Source organism: Collinsella sp. LCP19S3_B11, from assembly GCF_052121915.1.
GTDB lineage: Bacteria > Actinomycetota > Coriobacteriia > Coriobacteriales > Coriobacteriaceae > Collinsella.
The window spans coordinates 21,248-42,045 of sequence record NZ_JBQKDI010000009.1 but is presented as its reverse complement, the minus strand read 5'-3'; the positions used below and the strand labels follow the sequence as shown (position 1 = coordinate 42,045).

The following is a 20,798-nucleotide window of genomic DNA, read 5'->3' as shown; positions in this document are numbered from 1 at the left end:
TGGGCATCGTCGAATGAACACTTTGGCGCACCTCGGCGAAAAAACCGCCGGTCGTTTGTCGGAAACTTAACAGAACCGCCAGCCGCCGCCGGCGTGCGTGCTATCTTCGCGCCATGAGGTACTTTATCGTTTCACATAACGCCGCATTGGCGCTGTTGGCGCACATGCCGAACCCTCGCTTTGGGGATTCGGAGCCAGAGGTCGTGTCGATTGCAGGTGCCTGTGCGCTCTTGGACCAAGAAGCGCAGGAGGTTATCGATCGCTATGACCTGGGGATCGAAACGCTGGATTTGCTGGTGCCGTCGCGCGCCGGCCGTCGGCAGAGCAAGCATGTTAAGACGCATCTGTGCACCAACGAGCTCCCGGCGGGTTCGTTTATCTCGCTGGGCCACTGGATGGGCGACCTTGATGCGTACGTGTGCTCTCCCGAGCTGGCGTTTTTGCAGGCTGTGCACGATGGCGATGTGGCGGCGGCCGTCTATGCCGGCTATGCGATGACATCGGATTACCGGCTGGATAACCTTGCCCCCGGTGGGGTAACAGGCAGGGATGCGGGCATGCGCGATAGCAGGCTCACGACTAAGGAGCTCATCGCGGCGTATATCGAGAAGTCACCCAAGGTGAGGGGTATCGCGAAGGCAAAGGCGCTGCTTGCATATGTGATCGAGGGGTCGCGCTCTCCGAGGGAGTCGGGGCTCTGCATGTTTATGTCGCTGCCTGCGCGCTACGACGGGTATGCATTGGGCAAGGCCGAACTTAACAAGAAGGTCTTCATTCGCGATGGATACAATGACGGACGTGATCACAAGCTTCGCGTGTTGGAGCGCACACCCGACATAACGCTTACGGCTAAAGTCGAGGTGGGCATGGATAAAGTAAAGGCCGGGCTGCTGCCAGAGGTGCTGACCGCGATGGTCGATTACGATAGCGATGCCATTCATGACGGACGCGAGAAGATTTACAAGGATGCCGAGCGCCGCAACGAGTTGGAGCTGTTGAGCGGCGTGGCACACTTCACCGTGACGACTGAGCAGGCAAATGACTACGACAAGCTCATCCGGCTGTGCGAACGCATCCGACGGAAGCTGCACCGGAACAAGCGACCCATTTTTAACAAGCCCATGAGCGAGGAGCAGCGATACTTTGCCCTCAAGCGCGTCGAAGCGAAGCGGTTTAAGCTTTGGCAGGCCGTAATCGAGGCGCGTCAACATTGGTAGGGGCGGTTGCTGGGCATGGGACCAAGGGCCTCATTGTCAGGTCTAATACTTTTCCCGAGAAGTGAACGAGTCAAAACGGACCCCCGAAACATCGACACTTTTGGTGGCTTATTTCCTGCGGTTTTATCATTGGAATCCTGCGGTTTTGGCTGTAAAAAGTGTGGATGCTTCAGGGGTCCAAATAAGGTCGTTCACTTCTTGGGAAAAATATTAGACCTGATTATGGGAAGGCTGTTCGGATGTGGCCGCGAGGCTTGCGAAGGCCAGATCGGGGCAGTCGCCAAGGCTGTTTGGGTGATTTTGGGGCTGATTGGGGCGATCGCCGGGGTTGTCTGGGCGACTTTGGGTGTGGCAGGGGTAATTGCCGGCGATACCGAAGCAACTTGGGGTCTGCCGGGATGATTGTCGGTTATGTAGAGGCGGTATCAGCCTCGATTGGGATGGTTATTGGAGCTGCCGAAGCGGTTTTGGGTGCCACGGCGCCCTTTTGGCTTAGCACATAAAACAAAACAGCCCAGAGGCATAGCCTCTGGGCTGCGAACATTTGGTGGGCGTTAGAAGATTTGAACTTCTGACCTCTTCCGTGTCAGGGAAGCGCTCTCCCCCTGAGCTAAACGCCCGATCAAGGGTGCGCAAGTGCGCAAGGGATAATATAACGGAGCTTGAACTCGGTGGCAAGAATATTTTTTAAAATCGCTAACGTTGTGGAATCAAAGGGCTTTGTCGCGCCCATTTTAAAAGAGCTCGCTGCCGTGATTTGGCTGTCGCATAATGCAAAGCCGTTGCGATGCCGAACCATGGAAGAGACGTCTGCGGAATTGTCCTACCGATAAGCGGACAAGCCCCCAGCTGGTGCCTTCGCCGTGGTAAGGTAAGCCGAATTGTTTCCAGACTGTTTCGGGGGAGCGGGATGAGCAGAGAGCGTGTCGAGCAGGTCGAAGGCGCAGGGGCTTCGGTGCCGATGACCGATATATCGAACATTGATGTGCCCGAGGGCACCGATGAGCTCAGCCGCAGCACCCGCCGTGCATGGCGCGACCGCCTCAACGATGCCCAGACGCGCAAGATGATCGTGGGCATGTTGGCTACGCTCGTGGGCGGCTCGTTTTGGGGCTTCTCGGGCACCAGCGCGAGTTTTTTGTTCGATACCTACCATGTCGATACGCTGTGGCTTATGAGCATACGACAGATTCTCGCCGGCCTGCTCTTTATGGCTGTGGTTGTCACGCGCGACCGCGCACGCCTGGTTAAGCTTTGGACGACGCCGACCGACCGCAAGCAGCTGTTGCTCTTTACCGCCTTTGGCCTGCTGTTCAACCAGTTTTGCTATCTTTCGGCCGTGCGCCTGACCAACGCCGGAACCGCGACGGTCCTTCAGTGCCTGCAGCTGGTCATCATCATGGGATATACCTGCATCACCGATCGCCGCAAACCGCGCATGCGCGAGGTTATCGGTATTGGCCTGGCCCTTGGCGGCACGTTTTTGATCGCCACCGGCGGCGACCCCACGAGCCTGAGCATCTCGCCGCTCGGTCTGGTGGCGGGTCTTATGTGCGCGGTGAGCGCCGCCTGCATGGCGGTGATTCCCGCCAAAATTCTGCCAGAATACGGCAGCCCCATCGTTACGGGCTCAGCCATGCTCACGGCTGGTATCGTCACCTGCACTATCGTGCAGCCTTGGGCCCATATGCCGGCGCTCGATGCCGCCGGCGTCGAGGCGCTCGCGGTGTTTGTGGTCGTGGGCTCGTTTTTGGCGTACATGCTCTATATGCAGGGTGTCAAGGACATCGGCTCGGTGCGCGCGAGCCTCATCGGGACCGTGGAGCCGGTCTCGGCAACCATTACCAGCGCCGTTATGCTGGGCACGGTATTTTTGCCGACCGACCTTATCGGCTTTGCCATGATTATCGTAATGATGTTTTTAACGGTGTAGCCCCCGCGGTTGCTATTAAAGGATAATGGGCTGGCGGCGCGTTGCTTTGGCGGCGCGCCTTTGTCTATAGAGAGGACCTCTTATGAAGTACTTTGGCACCGACGGATTTCGCGGCGAGGCCAACGTTGGGCTGACCGTGGAGCACGCGTACAAGATCGGCCGCTTTGTGGGCTGGTATTACGGCGCCAGGCGCGGGGCCAAGGCGCGCGTGATCGTGGGTAAGGACACGCGTCGCTCGAGCTATATGTTCGAGGCGGCGCTGGTGAGCGGTCTGGTTGCGAGCGGCGCAGACGCCTATATGCTGCATGTGATTCCTACGCCGGGCGTGGCGCACCAGACCGTGGAGGGCTGCTTCGATTGCGGCATCATGATCAGTGCGAGCCACAATCCGTTTTGCGATAACGGCATTAAGCTCGTCAACAGCGACGGCTTTAAGATGGACGAGGACGTGCTGGAGCTCATCGAGGACTACATCGATGGCAAGAGCGAGGTGCCGCTGGCCACGGGCAACCACATTGGCGCCACGGTTGACTACATGCAGGGTCGCAACCGCTACATTGCCTCGCTCATTGCAAGCGCGAACTTTTCGCTGCAGGGCGTCAAGATTGGCATTGACTGCGCCAACGGCTCGGCGTCCTCTGTCGCCAAGCCGGTATTCGATGCGCTAGGCGCCGATGTGCGCGTGATTAACGCCGCACCCGACGGCTTTAACATTAACGTCGACTGCGGCTCTACGCATATGGAGCGCCTGCAGCGCCATGTGGTGGAGCAAGGCTTGGACGTGGGCTTTGCCTACGACGGCGATGCCGATCGCTGCCTGGCCGTGGACGAGCGCGGTCGCGTGGTCGACGGCGACCAGATTCTGTACGTGTGCGGCGTGTATCTTAACAAGCACGGGCGCCTCTCGGGCGGTACCGTGGTGCCGACGATCGCCAGCAACTTTGGCCTGATTAAGTCGCTGGAGCTTGCCGGCCTGAGTGCCGTGACCAGCGGCGTGGGCGACCGCCACGTGTATGCCAAGATGCGCGAGGGCGGCTACAGCCTGGGTGGCGAGCAGACGGGCCATACGATCTTTGGCGATATCGAGCGTACGGGCGACGGCATTATGACCTCGCTGCGTGTGATGGAAGTGATTCGTGCCGAACGCGAGACGCTTTCGCAGCTCGCGGTGCCGTGTAAGCTGCTGCCGCAGGCGCAGGTTGCCGTACGCGTGGCGGACAAGGATGCTGCGCTGGGCAACATGGGCGTGCAGGCCGCCATTGCCGAGGCCGAGGCGTCGCTGGCAGGCGAGGGCCGCGTGCTGGTGCGCAAGAGCGGAACCGAGTCGGTGATTCGCGTTTTGGCCGAGGCCCCCGACCAAGATGCCGCCGACGCCGCCATGAAGCGCATCGCCGCCGCGCTGGAGGCTCTGTAGTTACGCAGTTTTACCAAACCGCGTAACCGCTCGACGCTACAAACGGCCCCAAGCGGCAATCTGGCGTTCAATTTCAAGGGCGCGACCAGAAGGTCAGCGCCCTTTCATTTCACGTCACCTTGCTCGCTTGGGGCCGTTTTCGCTGACGTTGCCAAGACATCGACGTCAACATGGTTGGCGTCGGGGATGGCGTGCTGGTCAATCCTTACAGCTGGTACAGCGTGGTGAACTTGTCCTGCAGGTAGCTGCAGTAGTAGCGGGCGTCGAATGCCATACCGCACGCGCCCTTGATGAGCTCCGGCGCGTCCTTGGCGCGGCCCCACTGCCAAATGTGCTCGCCCAGCCAGGCGCGGACGGGTGTCAGGTCGCCGCTCGCACAGGCGCCGTTAAGGTTGACACCGTCGCGGCACATGGCCGGCACAAACATGGCATCGTAGGCGCTGCCCAGCGCATACGTGGGGAAGTAGCCAAACGAGCCGCCGCTCCAGTGCGTATCCTGCAGACAGCCGCGCGTGTCGTCGGGAACAGGAATGCCCAGGTACTCGTCCATAAAGCGATTCCAAAGCGCGGGGATGTCCTTGGCCGTGGCCTCGCCGGCAAACAGCATGCGCTCAATCTCGTAGCGCACCATAATATGCAGCGGGTAGGTGAGCTCGTCTGCCTCGGTACGGATCAGCGACGGCTGAGCGATGTTCACGGCGTGGTAGAGCGTGTCCTCGTCCACGTTGCCGTAGACCTCGGGCGCGTGACGGCGCAGCACTTCGAGCAGCGGGCCCATAAAAGCGCGACTGCGGCCTACGGTGTTCTCAAAGAAGCGGCTCTGGCTCTCGTGAATGCCCATGGAGGTGCCGCCCTCCAGACACGTGCGCGCGTAAGCGGGGTTCACGCCCAGCTCGTACATGGCGTGCCCCGCCTCGTGGATGATGCTATAGACGTTGGAGATGCAGTCGTTCTCGTAGATGTGCGTGGCGATGCGCGCATCGCCCACCGAGAAGCCCTCGCTAAACGGGTGCTCGGTAAAGGCGAGCGTGGTGTCGTCCAGGTTAAGGCCGACGAGCTTCATCAGGTCGAAGCTCATGGCGCGCTGGGCGGCCTCGGGCACATGCGCGTGCAAAAAGTCGGCAGTAGGCTGCTGCCCGCGCTCGCCGATGGCGTGAACGAGCGGCACGACGGTGGCCTTGACCTCGTTACAAAACGCATCGAAGCTCTTGGCGGAAAGGCCGCGTTCGTACTGGTCGAGCCAAACATCGTATGGGTCGCGCTTGGGGTCCATGAGCTGGGCCTGATGCTTAAGTTGGGCGACGATTCTATCCACGTAGGGCTCAAAGCTCGCCCAGTCGTTGGCCGTCTTGGCCTTGTGCCACACGGCGTCGGCCTCGCAGGTGAGCCTGGTCCAGGCTTCGGCTTCTTCGGTGGGAATGGCGCTTGCCTCGCGCTGGTCGCGGCCGAGCACACGGATCTCGTCGAGCAGCTGCGGGTCGTCGATCTTGCCGCCGGCGACGGTCTCGTGTGCCAGCGAGCCTACAAGCTCGACGGACTTTTTGCTGGTCAGGAGCTTGTGATGTTCGCCGGCAAGGGTGCCCATAGCATCGGCGCGGGCCGCAGCGCCGTTGGCGGGGGCAATCGTCGCGCCATCGAACTCGGCAATCTTGAGCAGGTACTCGCGGGTCCATAGTTTGCCTTCGAGCTTGCGGAGCTTCTTGATGCCCTTGCCCGCCTTGGCGTTCTTAGAGGCCTTGGCCACGGCGGCCTTGGCTTTCTTATCGAGTTTCTTTCCCATACCTATATCCTTGATCTCGCAGACCGGACGCCACGGGTGGGCGTGCGGCCAGTTTGCACAGCTACCTGCCTTGTACCCAGTGCGAACAAAACGGAACGCGGCGATATGCTCGCAGAATGTGTTATCCTATAGCCCAATGCGTTGACGGAGAGGGTTTTGCCCGCCGCGTCGCCGGCAAGAGAGGGAAGGTCATGGGCTGCAAGCCTTCCTGCGGTGGCAAGGGCCAAGCGTTCACTCCCGAGCAGCAACCTCAACGGGCGCGCGGCCAGTGGCGGCGAAGCCCCAGTAGGGAAGCCGTGAGCCTCGCGATAAGGGGCACAGAGTGGGCACGGCGGGCCAGACATCCGCCGGGTCAAACAAGGTGGTACCGCGGAATTCAACCGTCCTTGGGCAATGCACATGCCCGAGGACGGTTTTTTGTTACCGAACCGGGCCGCGTTTTTGCAACGCCAGACGGCGGCAGTCGTCCTGGCGAGCGGGGAACGCAAGAGACGAAAGGGAAGACATGAGTCTGATTGATGATCTGGTCAAACTCGAGGAAGAGGCCAAGGAGCTCGTCGCAGGCGCCGACGACGCCGCCAAGCTCGAGGCTGCGCGCGTTGAGCTGCTCGGCCGCAAGGGTCGTATTACCGGCCTGATGCGCATGATGGGCAAGCTCGCCCCCGAGGATCGCCCCGTGATGGGCAAGCGCGCCAACGAGATGCGCCAGCTGATCGAGGGCATGCTCGACGAGCGCACCACCGAGATGAAGGCCGCCGCCCTCAAGCACGCACTGGAGCACGAGGCCGTCGACATCACGCTGCCGGGCATCCGTCCGCAGATCGGCCATCAGCACCTGATCAAGCAGATTATCGAGGAGGCCGAGGACATCTTTAGCGGTATCGGCTACACCGTCGAGTCCGGTCCCATGGTCGACACCTCCTACTACAACTTCACCGCGCTCAACGCCCCCATGGATCATCCGAGCCGCTCGGCCCGCGACACCTTCTATGTGGTCGACAACAACCCCGGCAGCGTCGCGCACCCCGAGGCGCATGCCCACGGCGAGTCCGACGTGCTGCTGCGCACCCAGACCTCGGGCGTGCAGATCCACACCATGGAGTCGCAGAAGCCGCCCATCTACATGATCTGCCCGGGCACCGTCTACCGTCCCGACACGGCCGACGCCTGTCACCTGCCGCAGTTCAACCAGATCGAGGGCCTGGTCGTCGACGAGGGCATCACCTTTGGCGATCTTAAGGGCACGCTCGACTACTTTGTTAAGTGCATGTTTGGCGAGGACCGCAAGACGCGTTACCGCCCGCATTTCTTCCCCTTCACCGAGCCTTCCTGCGAGGTGGACGTGAGCTGCCACGTCTGCGGCGGCAAGGGCTGCAACTTCTGCAAGCACAGCGGCTGGATCGAGATCTTGGGCTGCGGCATGGTCGACCCCAACGTTCTGATCAACTGCGGCATCGACCCCGAGAAGTACACCGGCTTCGCCTTTGGCATTGGCGCCGAGCGCGTCGCGGCCCTGCGCTACGACCTGCCCGACCTCAGAACGCTCATGACAGGCGATATGCGTTTCCTGAATCAGTTTTAAGTTGACCTGTCCCGGCGGCTTCCCGAGCCACCGCACCTTGCCCCTCAAACCGTCGCTTGCGTACCCAAGTACGCGGCGCTCCTCTTTCGGGGCAATCTGCGGCACCTCGGAAACCCGTCTCCGTAGCTGGAGTTTTCCGTCTGTTTATTGCAGACGTACAGATGAAAGGAGACCAGTTAGATGCGTGTTTCTTACGACTGGCTCAAGACCATGATCGATATTCCGGAGGATCCCAAGACCCTTTCGGACGAATATATCCGTACCGGCACCGAGGTCGAGGCGATCGACACCGTGGGCGAGTCCTTCGACCACGTGGTGACTGCCAAGGTGCTTACCAAGACCCCGCACCCCGATAGCGACCATATGTATGTGTGCTCGGTCGACGTGGGTGACAAGAACCTCGACGCCGACGGCAACCCCGCTCCGCTGCAGATCGTCTGCGGCGCGCAGAACTTTGAGGCCGGCGACCACATCGTCACGGCAATGATCGGCGCCGTGCTTCCCGGCGACGTCAAGATCAAGAAGAGCAAGCTTCGCGGCGTCGTGTCCATGGGCATGAACTGCTCCGCGCGCGAGCTCGGCCTGGGTGGCGACCACTCCGGCATCATGATCCTGCCCGAGGATACGCCCTGCGGCATGCCGTTTGCCGAGTATGTGGGCTCGAGCGACATCGTACTCGACTGCGAGATTACGCCCAACCGCCCCGACTGCCTGTCCATGATCGGCATGGCCCGTGAGACCGGTGCCATCTTCGACCGCGATTTCCACGTTGAGCTGCCCGCCATCAAGGCGGAGACCGGCCGCGCGACCGACGACGAGCTTTCGGTCGAGATCGCCGACGAGGGCCTGTGCGACCGCTATGTCGCCCGCATCGTGCGAAACGTGAAGGTCGGCCCCTCGCCTGACTGGATGGTCAAGCGCCTTAACGCCCTGGGCGTGCGTCCGCACAATAACATCGTCGACATCACCAACTATGTGATGATGCTCACCGGTCAGCCGCTGCACGCTTTTGACCTGGACACCTTTGCCGAGCGCGAGGGCAGGCGTCGCGTGGTGGTTCGCGCCGCCCAGCAGGATGAGAAGTTCACGACCCTCGACGGCGAGGAGCGCACGCTCGATGCCGGCATGGGCCTTATCACCGACGGCGAGCGCCCCGTGGCGCTGGCCGGCGTTATGGGCGGCATGGATTCCGAGATCGAGGACGACACCGTCGACGTGATGGTCGAGAGCGCCTGCTTCGACGCCGGTCGCACCTCGCACACCAGCCGCGATCTGTCGCTGATCTCCGATGCCTCCATCCGCTTTGAGCGCCAGGTTGATGAGACCGGCTGCGTGGATGTGGCCAATGTTGCCTGCGCGCTCATCGAGGAGATCGCCGGCGGCGAGGTCGCTCCCGGCTACGTGGATGTGTTCCCCGCGCCCAAGACCATCGACAGCATTAAGCTGCGCCTGGCCCGCGTGCACGCCATCTGCGGCGCCGACATCGAGCCCGATTTTATCGAGCGCTCGCTCACCCGCCTGGGCTGCACCGTCGAGCGCGACGGCGAGGACTTTATGGTTACCCCGCCGAGCTTCCGCCCCGACCTGCCGCGCGAGATCGACCTGATCGAGGAGGTCCTGCGCCTGTGGGGCATGGGCCGCGTGACGGCGACCATCCCGGCTGCCAAGAACCACATCGGTGGCCTGACCCGCGAGCAGAAGCTTACCCGCAAGGTCGGCGAGATCCTGCGCGCCTGCGGCCTCAACGAGACCACGACCTTTGGCTTTGCCGCGCCGGGCGACCTGGAGAAGATCGGCATGTCCACCGAGGGCCGCGGCTGCCCCGTGGTACTTATGAACCCACTGGTGGCCGAGCAGACCGAGATGCGCCGCTCGCTGCTGCCGGGCCTGCTGCAGTCTGTGGCGTATAACGAGGCCCATGGCACGCCCAACGTGCACCTGTACGAGGTCGGCAGCCTGTTCCACGGCCGCGAGAACGCCAGCCTGCCCAAGGAGACTAAGTCCGTGGCGGGCGTGCTCTCGGGCCAGTGGAGCGAGCAGTCTTGGAACATGAAGTACCGCAAGCTGCGTTTCTTCTTTGGCAAGGGCATTGTCGAGGAGCTGCTCGCCCAGCTGCGCATCGAGAAGGTTCGCTTCCGTCCCGTCGAGGGCGAGGGCTATGCCTTCTTGCAGCCGGGCCGTGCCGCCGAGGTTCTGTCTGGCGGCACCGTGCTGGGCTGGGTCGGCGAGATCCACCCCGAGGCGCGCGAAGCCATGGGCATCGACGAGATCGTCGTTGCCTTTGAGCTCGACCTGGACAAGCTGATCAAGGGCGCCCGCAACCAGGAGAACTACCGCGAGTTCTCGCAGTACCCGGCTGTTGAGCACGATCTTGCTATCGTGGTCGACAACTCCGTGACTTGCGAGGACCTTGAGCGCCGCATTACCAGCGCCGGCGGCAAGCTGCTCGAGGGTGTGCGTCTGTTCGACGTCTACCGCGATCCGGTCCGCGTGGGCGTGGGCAAGAAGTCCATGGCCTTTGCGCTTACGTATCGCTCCGACGACCACACGCTTACCAGCGAAGAGGTCGAAAAAGCGCACCAGAAGATCGTCACCAAGGTGTGCAAGGGCGTAAACGGCGAGGTCCGCGGCTAGGCCCTGCACTGGGGTATGGGTCAGCGGTGGCTGCTGCCGAGCCTTACGTGACTGCTATCCTCGGTATAAGGCACTGCTGAGCCTGCATATATGACACGCGCATTGCATAACGGCGTGCTGCTTTGTCGGCAGTGCGCCGTTTTGCTATGATAGCCCGTGGCGTGTTACGAATCTGACAATACGTAACACTGGCAAGGTGATTTAAGCGGCGTTGTAATTCTGTGCGCCGATAACCGGGAGGCGTACATGCACATTCCAGATAATTATCTGTCCCCGCAGACCGATGCCGTCATGGCAGTGGCGATGGTCCCTGTGTGGGTTCACTGCATCAAAAAGGTGCGCGCCACGCTCGACCGCGAGCACATGGCGTTCCTGGGTATCTGCGCCGCATTCTCTTTCTTGCTCATGATGTTCAACGTTCCGCTGCCCGGCGGTACCACGGGTCACGCCGTCGGCGGCGCGCTCATCGCGCTGCTGCTGGGCCCGGAGGCCGCGGCCATCGCGGTTTCGGTCGCGCTGGCGCTGCAGGCGCTGCTGTTTGGCGACGGCGGCATCCTGTCCTTTGGCGCCAACTGCTTTAACATGGCCTTCGTGCTGCCGTTTGCCGCCGCTATCGTGTTCCGTGCGCTCAACAGCCGTTTGCACGACAAGAGCTGGGGCACCTCGGTTTCGGCCGTCGTAAGCGGTTGGGTCGGCCTGTGCCTGGCGGCCCTGTGCACGGCGATCGAGTTTGGTATTCAGCCGATGTTCTTTACCAACGCTTCGGGCGCGCCGCTGTACTGCCCCTTCCCGCTCTCTATTGCCATTCCGGCCATGATGATCCCGCACATGTTGGTAGCCGGCGTGGTCGAGGGCGTGGCGACGGCCGCCATCTACGGTTTCATTAAGAAGACGGCGCCGAGCGTTATCGTCGGGCCCGAGGCCGCCGATGGCCAGCTTGCTGCCGAGGGCGCTGCTGCCAAGAAGACCTCGCTGGTCCCCACGCTCATCCTGGTCGCCGTGCTTGTCGTGGCCACGCCGCTCGGCTTGCTTGCCACGGGTGACGCCTGGGGCGAGTGGGACGCTGAGGGCGCCGCGACCGCCGTTCAGGAGGCTGGTGACGACAGTCTGCAGACTTCGGTCGGTCTCGATACCCCGACCTTTGCCGATGCCCTGCCCACGGGCGATTATCTGCAGGCCTATTCCGAGGAGCAGGGCCTTGGCTTTGCCGGCCAGGCCGCGATGTATATTCTTTCGGGCGTGATTGGCGTGGCGGTGCTCACCATCGCATTCCGTCTGGTCTCGCTAACGGTCAAGGAAAGCGGAGCCCATGGCAATAGCCGAGCTGCCTAGCTGGCTTGCGGTCGAGCAGCGATACGAGCCCGTGGGGGCTCGGCATCGTGTGATGCAAAAGAATGTCCTGCATCTGGCGGGCATGCTTGAGCGGGTTCGTCTAGGCGGCGGCGCACATAAGGGCGGGTCGATTATCGACCGCTCCCTTTCTGCCGTTTCGGCGCCAGTGCGTTTGGTGGGGATGTTCGTCTGCGTCCTGTGCGTATGCCTGACGCAGAGCCCGCTGTACTTGATGCTGATGACAGCGATCGCGTTGGTGCTCGTTGCGGTGCGCCCCGTACGCGGGCTGCACGCGACCTTTGTGCCGGCGTTGGCTGCCGCGGGGTTTGCCGTGGTTTTGGCGCTGCCGGCCCTGCTGCTGGGTGCTTCTGCCACGGGCGCCATGCTCAAGATTGCGCTCAAGACCTTTGTTAATGTGTCATTGGTGCTGGGCGTTTCGTGGACGCTTACCTGGAGTCGCATGTCGGCCGCGCTTAAGATGCTGCACCTGCCCGACGAGGTTATCTTTACGTTTGATATGGCGCTCAAACACATCGAGGTGCTGGGTCGCACGGCGCACGACCTGTGCGAATCGGTCATGCTTCGCAGTGTGGGCCGCGCGCCTGCAGGATTTTCGCGTACCGATTCGATCGCGGGTATCATGGGCATGACCTTTATCAAGGCGATGGAATGCAGCCGCGCGATGGACGAGGCTATGCTTTGCCGCGGTTTTGCCGGCGCATATCCGGCGCCTACACGGAACGGCTTTGGCTGGTGCGACGCGGTCTATGCGGCCGTTGTGGTGCTGCTCGCCGTGTTGTGCGCGGTGCTGTAGCGCGGGCGGTCAAGCCGTCGATGTGAACAGGGAAGGGCGACGTTTTGGCAAACGATACAAATGGTGCGATGGGTGCGAGCGGTGCTGCCGGCGCCAAGGCCACGCCGCTCATCGAGTTTCGCAACGTGGTGTTTTCCTATGCGGGCCATACGGTGGTCGATAGCGTGTCGCTGCAGGTTAATCGCGGTGAGCTGGTTGCGCTGCTTGGACCCAACGGCTGCGGCAAGACGACGATCATGCGGCTTATCAACGGCCTTGAGCTTGCGGATGCGGGTACGTACCTGTTTGATGGACATGTGGTCGATGCGGCATATCTCAAGGATTCCGCGATGGCCCAGCGGTTCCATCAGCGCGTGGGCTTCGTGTTCCAAAACGCCGATGCACAGCTCTTTTGCGCCACAGTCGGCGAGGAGGTCGCGTTTGGCCCGGCCCAAATGGGGCTTTCGGCGGACGAGCTCGGGCGCCGCGTCCGTGATGCCATGGAGCTGTTTCAGGTTGCCGATCTGGTCGATGCCTCGCCCTATCAGCTTTCGGGCGGGCAAAAGAAGCGTGTGGCGCTGACTGCCGTCGTGTCGATGAACCCCGATATTCTGGTGCTCGACGAGCCTACCAACGGACTTGACGAGGACTCTTGCGACATCGTGGTCAACTTTCTACTGGCTTATGTTGCTGCCGGTAAGACGGTCTTGATGAGCACGCATCATCAGGATTTAGTACGACGTCTTGGGGCCCGTGCGATTTATATCGATCGATATCACCACGTGGTCGAGGCTCCCGTGCCGTCATATGGAACCGAAAACGGTGCAGCAGAATAGTTGCCGCATAGTGGGGTTGCGGCCGCGCGCGTGGCTTGCTGCGAATGGTATAGTTATCCGGGTTTTTACGGGGGTGGCTATGCCAAGTTGGAATATTCATATCGCTCAGACGGAACGACTTCTGGCGCGTGCCGGTGCGCTTGCCGATAACGTGCGCGACCGCAATGCCTTTTTGTTTGGCAGCGTGGTTCCGGACATTTTTGTGGGCTACATGGTTCCCGGTATTGCCGACCCCATCCCGTATCGCATCACGCACTTTGCCAAGCCCGAGCCCATTCCTAAGCCACGCGAGCATGAGTTTTGGGACACCTATGTGGCGCCGTTGCTTAAAGGTGCGCCGGCGGGTGTGCCGGCTGCAGCGACCTCGATTGTCGAAGAGCGTGAAAGGCTCAATCGGGTGCACTATCCGCAGCGCTACAAAGACGCCGAGCCGGTTGACGGCCCCGGCGCCGCCGAGTTTTCGCTTGCGCCCGATGACGTGGCGCAGTCGCTGCTCGATTTGACGCTGGGCGTTTGGTCGCATCTGGTGGCCGATACCGTGTGGAACACGCGCGTGAACCAATATCTCGAGGCGCGCGGCGGCAAGCCGTGCGAGGAGTTCCGCATTAAGAAGCAGGGAGACTTTGACTGGTTTGGCAAGACGCTCGGCATCGTTTCTATCCCGCGTGCGACCGATCGCCTCTATACCGCGGCGGCCCAGTTTGGTCAGTATTCGATTCCACAAGAGTATGTGCTCAAGACCATTGGCGTTATGCACGAGATTGTGCGCGAAAACCCCGGCGATCCGGATCATCCGCCGTACCGTCTGCTGACCGAAGAGTTCTTTGACGCAACGTTTACCGAGGTCGTCGAGCTAACCGAGGCGGGTTTTGCCGCCCGCGTTGCCGCTTCTGACGTCCCCGCAGTCCCTCTGATCGCTAGCTGCTAGCCGGCTGACGTAACGGTGAACAGTTCATTCCAATTGACCAACAGCTCCCCGCCGCAGGGCGTCTTTGGTGGTGTGCTCGGCATCGGAAAGGTTCGCGACTGAACACAAATCGATGAAGCGGCATATGAAGTAGGTCTTAAAAAGGGCCCGAAAGGCGAAGCCTTCCGGGCCCTTTTTAATGCAAATGTGCTTGCAAGTGCGATTTAGCGCACCTGAGCGACGTAGGCGACGTTGGTCGAGGAGACCTTGTCCTCAAGCTGGACGCTCATACGGGGATCGCCGGCGGTAGCGACGGTCAAATCGCCGGTCTCGACGTAGCCGAGCTCCTTAGCGGTCTCGATCGCCTTGACGATCGTGCCGTTGACGGTGCCCTGGGTAATCTCGGCCTTGTGCGGGATAACGCCCCAGTACATGATCATCTGCTGGACGGCCCAGTCGTGGCGGGAGAACGCGCAGATCGGCATGTTGGGACGGAAGTGCGAGATCAGGCGAGCGGTACGGCCGGTGGTCGTCGGCACGGTGATGCACTTGGCGCCAACGGTGGTGGCCATGTTCACAGCGGACATACCCACAACGTTGTTGACGACGCGGGTGCCGTGAGCATCGGTCGGAACCTCGAGCGGAGCGTGAGCCGGGAGGTACTTCTCGGTCTCGAGAGCGATGCTGGCCTGCATCTTGACGGCCTCGACCGGGTACTTACCGGCAGCGGACTCGCCGGACAGCATGACGGCGTCGGTACCGTCGTAAATGGCGTTAGCAACGTCGGCAACCTCGGCGCGCGTCGGGCGCGGGTTCTGCTGCATGGAGTCGAGCATCTGCGTAGCGGTGATAACGGGCTTGTAGGCCGCGTTGCACTTGGCGATGATCTCCTTCTGGATGTGCGGAACGAGCTCGGGCTTGATCTCGATGCCCAGGTCGCCACGGGCGACCATGATGCCGTCGGAAGCCTCGAGGATCTCATCGAAGTTCTCGACGCCCAGGGCGCACTCGATCTTCGGGAAGATCGTCACGTGCTCGCCGCCGTTCTCGCGGCAAAGCTCGCGGATGCCGCGGACAGACTCGCCGTCACGGATGAAGGAAGCGGCGATGTAGTCGATGTTCTCGGTCAGGCCAAAGAGGATGTCCTGACGATCGCGCTCGGTGATGGCGGGCAGCGAGATGTTGACGTTGGGCATGTTGACGCCCTTGCGCTCGCCGATCAGGCCGTCGTTCTTGACGACGCAGGTCATGTCCTGGCCGTCGACGGACTCGACCTCGAGAGCAACCAGGCCGTCATCGATCAGGATGAGGGAGCCCTTCTCGACCTCGGAGGGCAGAGCCAGGTAGTCGAGGGAGATGTGCTCAGCGGTGCCGTGGAAATCCTCGGACGTGGGCTGAGCGGTGACGACGATCTTGTCGCCGGTCTTGACGGCAACCTTCTTGCCGTCGACCAGAAGACCGGTGCGGACCTCGGGGCCCTTGGTGTCGAGCAGGATGCCGACGGGCATACCGAGCTCCTTGGAAATACGACGGACGCGCTCGATGCGACCGTGGTGCTCGTCGTAGGAGCCGTGCGAGAAGTTAAAACGGGCGACGTTCATGCCCGCCTTGATCATCTCGCGGATGGTCTCGTCGCTATCGCAGGCGGGACCCATGGTGCATACAATCTTAGTGCGCTTGTACATTCAGACCTCCATCTGACATCGTCTTGCGCTGATAGATAAACCATAAGAAATAAAACTGAGTTGATTATAACGAAATACCGACCGAATACCCCAAAAAATCGACCGTATGCCGAATTAGAAGTTCATCTTTTACGGAAAAAACGGTATATGAAAAAATTTTACCAACCGCTCTAACCGCTGCTATCTGGGCGATATTTTAGTTTGGCGACGCGCCTAAGAAAAAACGTTTTATCAGTATTGAGCATCACACGGTCCGCATCGTTGCATACGGACCATATTTCCAAATGGATTGTTTTGGCTAGACGCGTCGCTTTGGGGTACCATAGCTCCACTATCAACTGCCGCTCAGCACGGCAGCCTTGATGAGCCCTTGCCCTTCTCCTGGGAATTATGATCGGGCATCAATCTGCTGAGTGGCCCGAATCCCAGGAGGGGACTCTATATGCAAAAGGAATACCTGTCCGCTGCGGCGGAGGTGCTCAGCGACCAAGGTGTCGATGAGAACCTCGGCCTGAGCAACGACGAGGCGTCGTCGCGCCTCGCCAAGACAGGCCCTAACAAGCTTGAGGAAGCCGAGAAGACGCCGCTGTGGAAGCGTTTCTTTGAGCAGATGGCCGACCCCATGGTCATCATGTTGATCGTTGCCGCCGTTATCAGCGCGCTCACGGGCATGGTTAAGGGCGAGGCGGACTTTGCCGATGTCGCCATCATCATGTTCGTCGTTATCGTCAACTCGGTGCTGGGCGTGGTCCAGGAAGCCAAGAGCGAGGAGGCCCTCGAGGCCCTTCAGGAGATGAGCGCGGCGCAGTCCAAGGTTCTACGCGACGGCAAACTCGTGCACCTGCCGAGCGCCGAGCTCGTACCCGGCGACGTGATCATGCTCGAGGCGGGCGACTCCGTCCCGGCCGACTGCCGCGTGCTTGAGAGCGCCACGATGAAAATCGAAGAGGCCGCGCTCACCGGCGAGTCCGTGCCGGTCGAGAAGCACGCCAACGTGATCGAGCTTGCCGCGGGCACCGATGACGTGCCGCTCGGCGACCGCAAGAACATGTGCTACATGGGCTCCACCGTCGTGTACGGCCGTGGCCGCGCCGTCGTGGTCGGCACCGGCATGAATACCGAGATGGGCAAGATCGCCGGTGCCCTGGCCGAGGCCAAGGAAGAGCTCACACCGCTGCAGGTGAAGCTCGCCGAGCTCAGCCGTATCCTCACCATTATGGTGATCGTCATCTGCGTCGTGATCTTTGGCGTCGACATCGTCCGCCACGGCGTGGGCAACGTCCTTACCGACCCGACTGCCCTGCTCGACACCTTTATGGTCGCCGTCTCGCTCGCCGTCGCTGCCATCCCCGAGGGCCTGGTTGCCGTCGTGACCATCGTGCTGTCGCTTGGCGTGACCAAGATGGCCAAGCGCCAGGCAATTATCCGCAAGCTCTCTGCCGTCGAGACTCTCGGCTGCACGCAGACCATCTGCTCCGACAAGACCGGTACCCTTACCCAAAACAAGATGACCGTCGTCAAGCACGAGCTCGCTGCGCCTAAGGAGAAGTTCCTGGCAGGTATGGCGCTGTGCTCCGATGCCCAGTGGGACGAGGAACTGGGTGAGGCCGTGGGCGAGCCGACCGAGTGCGCGCTCGTCAACGATGCCGGAAAGGCGGGCCTCACTGGTCTGACTGCCGAGCACCCGCGCGTGGGCGAGGCCCCGTTTGACTCGGGCCGCAAGATGATGTCCGTGGTCGTTGAGACCCTGGACGGCGAGTACGAGCAATACACCAAGGGCGCGCCCGACGTGGTGATCGGCCTGTGCACCCACATCTACGAGGGCGATAAGGTCGTCCCCCTGACCGAGGAGCGTCGTGCCGAGCTCGTGGCCGCCAACAAGGCCATGGCCGACGAGGCCCTGCGCGTGCTGGCGCTGGCAAGCCGCACCTACACCGAGGTCCCGAGCGACTGCAGCCCCGCCGCGCTCGAGCACGACCTGGTCTTCTGCGGCCTGTCCGGCATGATTGACCCGGTCCGCCCCGAGGTCGCCGACGCCATCCGCGAGGCCCACGATGCCGGTATCCGCACCGTCATGATCACGGGCGACCACATCGACACCGCCGTGGCCATTGCCAAGCAGCTGGGTATCGTCACCGATCGCAGCCATGCCATCACCGGTGCCGACCTCGATCGCATGAGCGACGAGGAACTCGACGCGCACATCGAGGACTACGGCGTGTACGCCCGCGTCCAGCCCGAGCACAAGACCCGTATCGTCGAGGCTTGGAAGTCGCGCGACCAGATCGTGGCCATGACGGGCGACGGCGTCAACGACGCCCCGTCCATCAAGCGCGCCGACATCGGCGTCGGCATGGGCATCACCGGTACCGACGTTACCAAGAACGTTGCCGACATGGTGCTTGCCGACGACAACTTCGCCACCATCATCGGTGCCTGCGAAGAGGGTCGCCGCATCTACGACAACATCCGCAAGGTCATCCAGTTCCTGCTTTCGGCCAACCTTGCCGAGGTGTTCTCGGTGTTTATCGCCACGCTCATCGGCTTTACCATCTTCCAGCCGGTGCAGCTGCTGTGGGTGAACTTGGTCACCGACTGCTTCCCCGCGCTCGCGCTGGGCATGGAGGATGCCGAGGGCGACATCATGAAGCGCAAGCCGCGCAACGCCAAGGACGGTGTCTTTGCCGGCAATATGGGCCTGGACTGCGTGGTCCAGGGCTTGATCATTGCCGCGCTGGTGCTGGCGAGCTTCTTTGTGGGCGTGTACTTTGACATGGGCTACATCCACATCTCCGATATGATCGCCGGCGTCGCCGACGAGGAAGGCGTGATGATGGCCTTCATCACGCTCAACATGGTCGAGATCTTCCACTGCTTTAACATGCGCAGCCGCCGCACGTCGCTGTTTAAGATGAAGAAGCAGAACAAGTGGCTGTGGGCCTCTGCCGCGCTGGCGCTGGTGCTGACGGTGATCGTAACCGTGCAGCCGACGCTTGCCGAGATGTTCTTTGGCCCCGTGACGCTTGAGCTCAAGGGCGTTATCGCCGCGCTGGGCCTTGCCTTCCTGATCATTCCGCTGATGGAGATCTACAAGGCGATCATGCGCGCGGTGGAGAAGGAGTAGGTCGAAAGGCCATCCTTCCCACCGGCCCGACCGCCTGCGGGGTTTCTTCTTCGCTGGTCCTCGCGCTTCGCGCTGCGGGATCGCTCAGAAGAAACCCCTCTCGGCGGTCGGGCCTTCGGATGGCCTCTCGGGACCATTGGCTGAGGGAAAGTGTGTGAGCTGGTCGGGCTTTGCCCGGCCAGCTCTTTTTGATTTAAAATACCTGCTCAGTTGTGATTTGTGGTGCTGGGAGGCGCGTGTGGGCAAGGCTAGGGCTAAGGCGAAGAAAAAGACGACGGGGGCGCGGGCCAAGCGTGATCGTCGTCGGAAGCTTGCGACCGAAGCCCCCGCGTCTGCCGAGGAGCTGCTGGCGAGCGTGCCGGGACTCGATGCGCTGCAGGATGTTCCGGCGTTTGGCGATCTGCCGGTCGCCGCGGCTCAGCAGGCAGCATTTGACGATTTTTGCGCCCAAGCCGAGGAGCCCGAGCAGATGCAGCTGGGTGCCGTGGTGCGCTTAGATCGCGGGTTTCCGCTGGTGGCGACGGCCGACGATACCTTTCGTGCCGAGCATGCCGTGGGGTTTGCCAAGTCGCGCGGCGAGGACGAGGCGCTGCTGCCGGCTGTGGGCGACCGCGTGGCGGTGCGTCGTGCGCCCGGGCACGACATGGGCGTAATCGAATGCGTTCTGCCACGACGCACGAGTTTTGAGCGTTGGCGTGGCCGCGCCCGCGGCGAGCGTCAGGTGCTTTGTTCCAACGTGGATAGCGTGCTGATCGTGCAGGCACTTGGCGCCGGCGAGGTGCTGCTCGACCGCGTGGCGCGCTCGCTGGTGTTGGCGCTCGACTGCGATGCCGAGCCGGTGGTGGTGCTTACCAAGGCCGACCGCTGTGAAGCCGCGGAACTCGAGCGCGATCTGGATCGCGTGCGCCGTCTGGTGGGCCCGGACGTGCGCGTTATCGTGACGTCCTCTGCCGAAGGCCGTGGTTTGGATGAGGTGCGCGCCTGTGTTCCGGCGGGAACGTGCGCCATGATCCTGGGTGAGTCGGGGGCCGGAAAGTCGACGCTGCTCAATGCGCTGCTGGGCCACGATGCGCTGGCTACCGGTGGTGTGCGCGAGCGCGACGACCAAGGCCGCCATACCACGGTCGCGCGCGTGATGGTGGCGCTGCCGGGCGACGCCGGCGTCATTGCCGACGCTCCGGGCCTGCGCAGTTTGCCGCTCGTTGGTCACGAGCGGGGCCTGGCGCGTGCCTTCCCCGAGATCGTCGAGGCGTCGCGTGCGTGTCGGTTTGGCGACTGCACGCATACCCACGAACCGGGCTGCGCCGTTCGCGAGGCCGCCGATGCCGGGCAGATCGATGGCCTGCGCCTGGAAACGTTCCAAAACTTGGCGTCATCCATGCGTGTGAGTGCCCAAATGCTCGATCCCGATGTCCATCTGTAATTGAATTTATCTATGACAGCCGTCTTCCAACTGTGCGGGAGGCGGCTTTTTTACTGGCGATGCGCCCTTAAATGAGCGTTTTGCCGACGCGCCGACCAAAACCTTGCCGCGGGCTTGACGGGTTGGTCAGCTCTTGGC

13 protein-coding genes and 1 tRNA gene are annotated in these 20,798 nt (G+C 61.8%); 11 read left to right on the top strand and 3 right to left on the bottom strand.

The features are described 5' to 3' along the window. The first annotated feature begins 113 nt into the window (after positions 1-113). The gene (locus ACTQV4_RS06405) at positions 114-1,217 is read left to right on the top strand and encodes a hypothetical protein (RefSeq protein ID WP_441054350.1); all 1,104 of its coding nucleotides are present in this window, start codon (positions 114-116) and stop codon (positions 1,215-1,217) included. A 545-nt stretch (positions 1,218-1,762) separates the two neighbouring features. Here ACTQV4_RS06405 and ACTQV4_RS06400 read toward each other — a convergent pair. Next, positions 1,763-1,837: transfer RNA gene (locus ACTQV4_RS06400), tRNA-Val, on the bottom strand. Positions 1,838-2,127: 290 nt separating this feature from the next. Between ACTQV4_RS06400 and ACTQV4_RS06395 the strand changes: the two genes are divergently transcribed. Both ACTQV4_RS06395 and glmM read left to right on the top strand, forming a co-directional pair. Beyond that, positions 2,128-3,150, top strand: a complete 1,023-nt coding sequence (locus ACTQV4_RS06395) for a DMT family transporter (protein ID WP_441569505.1) — start codon at positions 2,128-2,130, stop codon at positions 3,148-3,150. A gap of 82 nt (positions 3,151-3,232) precedes the next feature. After that, complete coding sequence (gene glmM, locus ACTQV4_RS06390) at positions 3,233-4,564, top strand: phosphoglucosamine mutase (RefSeq protein WP_154517601.1); 1,332 nt, start codon at positions 3,233-3,235, stop codon at positions 4,562-4,564. 205 nt (positions 4,565-4,769) lie between these two features. Here glmM and ACTQV4_RS06385 read toward each other — a convergent pair whose 3' ends face one another. Further along, a complete protein-coding gene (locus ACTQV4_RS06385) occupies positions 4,770-6,344 on the bottom strand; it encodes a carboxypeptidase M32 (RefSeq protein ID WP_441569504.1) in 1,575 nt (524 codons plus the stop codon). Between the two features lie 505 nt (positions 6,345-6,849). Between ACTQV4_RS06385 and pheS the strand changes: the two genes are divergently transcribed. From pheS to ACTQV4_RS06355, 6 genes are all read left to right on the top strand, one after another. Next, positions 6,850-7,926 (top strand): phenylalanine--tRNA ligase subunit alpha, encoded by a 1,077-nt coding sequence (gene pheS / locus ACTQV4_RS06380; RefSeq protein ID WP_154517607.1) that lies wholly within the window; start codon positions 6,850-6,852, stop codon positions 7,924-7,926. Positions 7,927-8,106: 180 nt separating this feature from the next. Then, positions 8,107-10,560 (top strand): phenylalanine--tRNA ligase subunit beta, encoded by a 2,454-nt coding sequence (gene pheT, locus ACTQV4_RS06375; protein ID WP_441569503.1) that lies wholly within the window; start codon positions 8,107-8,109, stop codon positions 10,558-10,560. A gap of 246 nt (positions 10,561-10,806) precedes the next feature. Continuing rightward, complete coding sequence (cbiM, locus tag ACTQV4_RS06370) at positions 10,807-11,892, top strand: cobalt transporter CbiM (RefSeq protein WP_441569502.1); 1,086 nt, start codon at positions 10,807-10,809, stop codon at positions 11,890-11,892. After that, positions 11,870-12,706: an energy-coupling factor transporter transmembrane component T gene (locus ACTQV4_RS06365; RefSeq protein ID WP_441569501.1), complete on the top strand. Its 837-nt coding sequence runs from the start codon at positions 11,870-11,872 to the stop codon at positions 12,704-12,706. The genes cbiM and ACTQV4_RS06365 overlap by 23 nt, the downstream gene beginning before the upstream one ends. Before the next feature lie 44 nt (positions 12,707-12,750). After that, on the top strand, positions 12,751-13,521 hold the full coding sequence (locus ACTQV4_RS06360; protein WP_441569500.1) for an energy-coupling factor ABC transporter ATP-binding protein: 771 nt from the start codon (positions 12,751-12,753) through the stop codon (positions 13,519-13,521). 79 nt (positions 13,522-13,600) lie between these two features. Then, on the top strand, positions 13,601-14,449 hold the full coding sequence (locus ACTQV4_RS06355) for a hypothetical protein (protein WP_441569499.1): 849 nt from the start codon (positions 13,601-13,603) through the stop codon (positions 14,447-14,449). A 203-nt stretch (positions 14,450-14,652) separates the two neighbouring features. Here the strand turns inward: ACTQV4_RS06355 and pyk are convergent, their stop codons facing one another. Beyond that, complete coding sequence (gene pyk / locus ACTQV4_RS06350; RefSeq protein WP_441044811.1) at positions 14,653-16,113, bottom strand: pyruvate kinase; 1,461 nt, start codon at positions 16,111-16,113, stop codon at positions 14,653-14,655. 442 nt (positions 16,114-16,555) lie between these two features. On the opposite strand from pyk, the gene ACTQV4_RS06345 reads away from it, so the two are divergent. Both ACTQV4_RS06345 and rsgA read left to right on the top strand, forming a co-directional pair. Next, positions 16,556-19,237, top strand: a complete 2,682-nt coding sequence (locus ACTQV4_RS06345) for a cation-translocating P-type ATPase (RefSeq protein ID WP_441569498.1) — start codon at positions 16,556-16,558, stop codon at positions 19,235-19,237. Between the two features lie 469 nt (positions 19,238-19,706). Next, positions 19,707-20,660 (top strand): ribosome small subunit-dependent GTPase A, encoded by a 954-nt coding sequence (rsgA, locus tag ACTQV4_RS06340; RefSeq protein ID WP_441569517.1) that lies wholly within the window; start codon positions 19,707-19,709, stop codon positions 20,658-20,660. Positions 20,661-20,798: the final 138 nt, after the last annotated feature.

Coding starts and splice junctions, on each gene's coding strand:
- ACTQV4_RS06405 (WP_441054350.1), top strand. CDS start 114: ATGAGGTACTTTATCGTTTCACATAACGCCGCATTGGCGCTGTTGGCG.
- ACTQV4_RS06395 (WP_441569505.1), top strand. CDS start 2,128: ATGAGCAGAGAGCGTGTCGAGCAGGTCGAAGGCGCAGGGGCTTCGGTG.
- glmM (WP_154517601.1), top strand. CDS start 3,233: ATGAAGTACTTTGGCACCGACGGATTTCGCGGCGAGGCCAACGTTGGG.
- ACTQV4_RS06385 (WP_441569504.1), bottom strand. CDS start 6,344: ATGGGAAAGAAACTCGATAAGAAAGCCAAGGCCGCCGTGGCCAAGGCC.
- pheS (WP_154517607.1), top strand. CDS start 6,850: ATGAGTCTGATTGATGATCTGGTCAAACTCGAGGAAGAGGCCAAGGAG.
- pheT (WP_441569503.1), top strand. CDS start 8,107: ATGCGTGTTTCTTACGACTGGCTCAAGACCATGATCGATATTCCGGAG.
- cbiM (WP_441569502.1), top strand. CDS start 10,807: ATGCACATTCCAGATAATTATCTGTCCCCGCAGACCGATGCCGTCATG.
- ACTQV4_RS06365 (WP_441569501.1), top strand. CDS start 11,870: ATGGCAATAGCCGAGCTGCCTAGCTGGCTTGCGGTCGAGCAGCGATAC.
- ACTQV4_RS06355 (WP_441569499.1), top strand. CDS start 13,601: ATGCCAAGTTGGAATATTCATATCGCTCAGACGGAACGACTTCTGGCG.
- pyk (WP_441044811.1), bottom strand. CDS start 16,113: ATGTACAAGCGCACTAAGATTGTATGCACCATGGGTCCCGCCTGCGAT.
- ACTQV4_RS06345 (WP_441569498.1), top strand. CDS start 16,556: ATGCAAAAGGAATACCTGTCCGCTGCGGCGGAGGTGCTCAGCGACCAA.
- rsgA (WP_441569517.1), top strand. CDS start 19,707: ATGCAGCTGGGTGCCGTGGTGCGCTTAGATCGCGGGTTTCCGCTGGTG.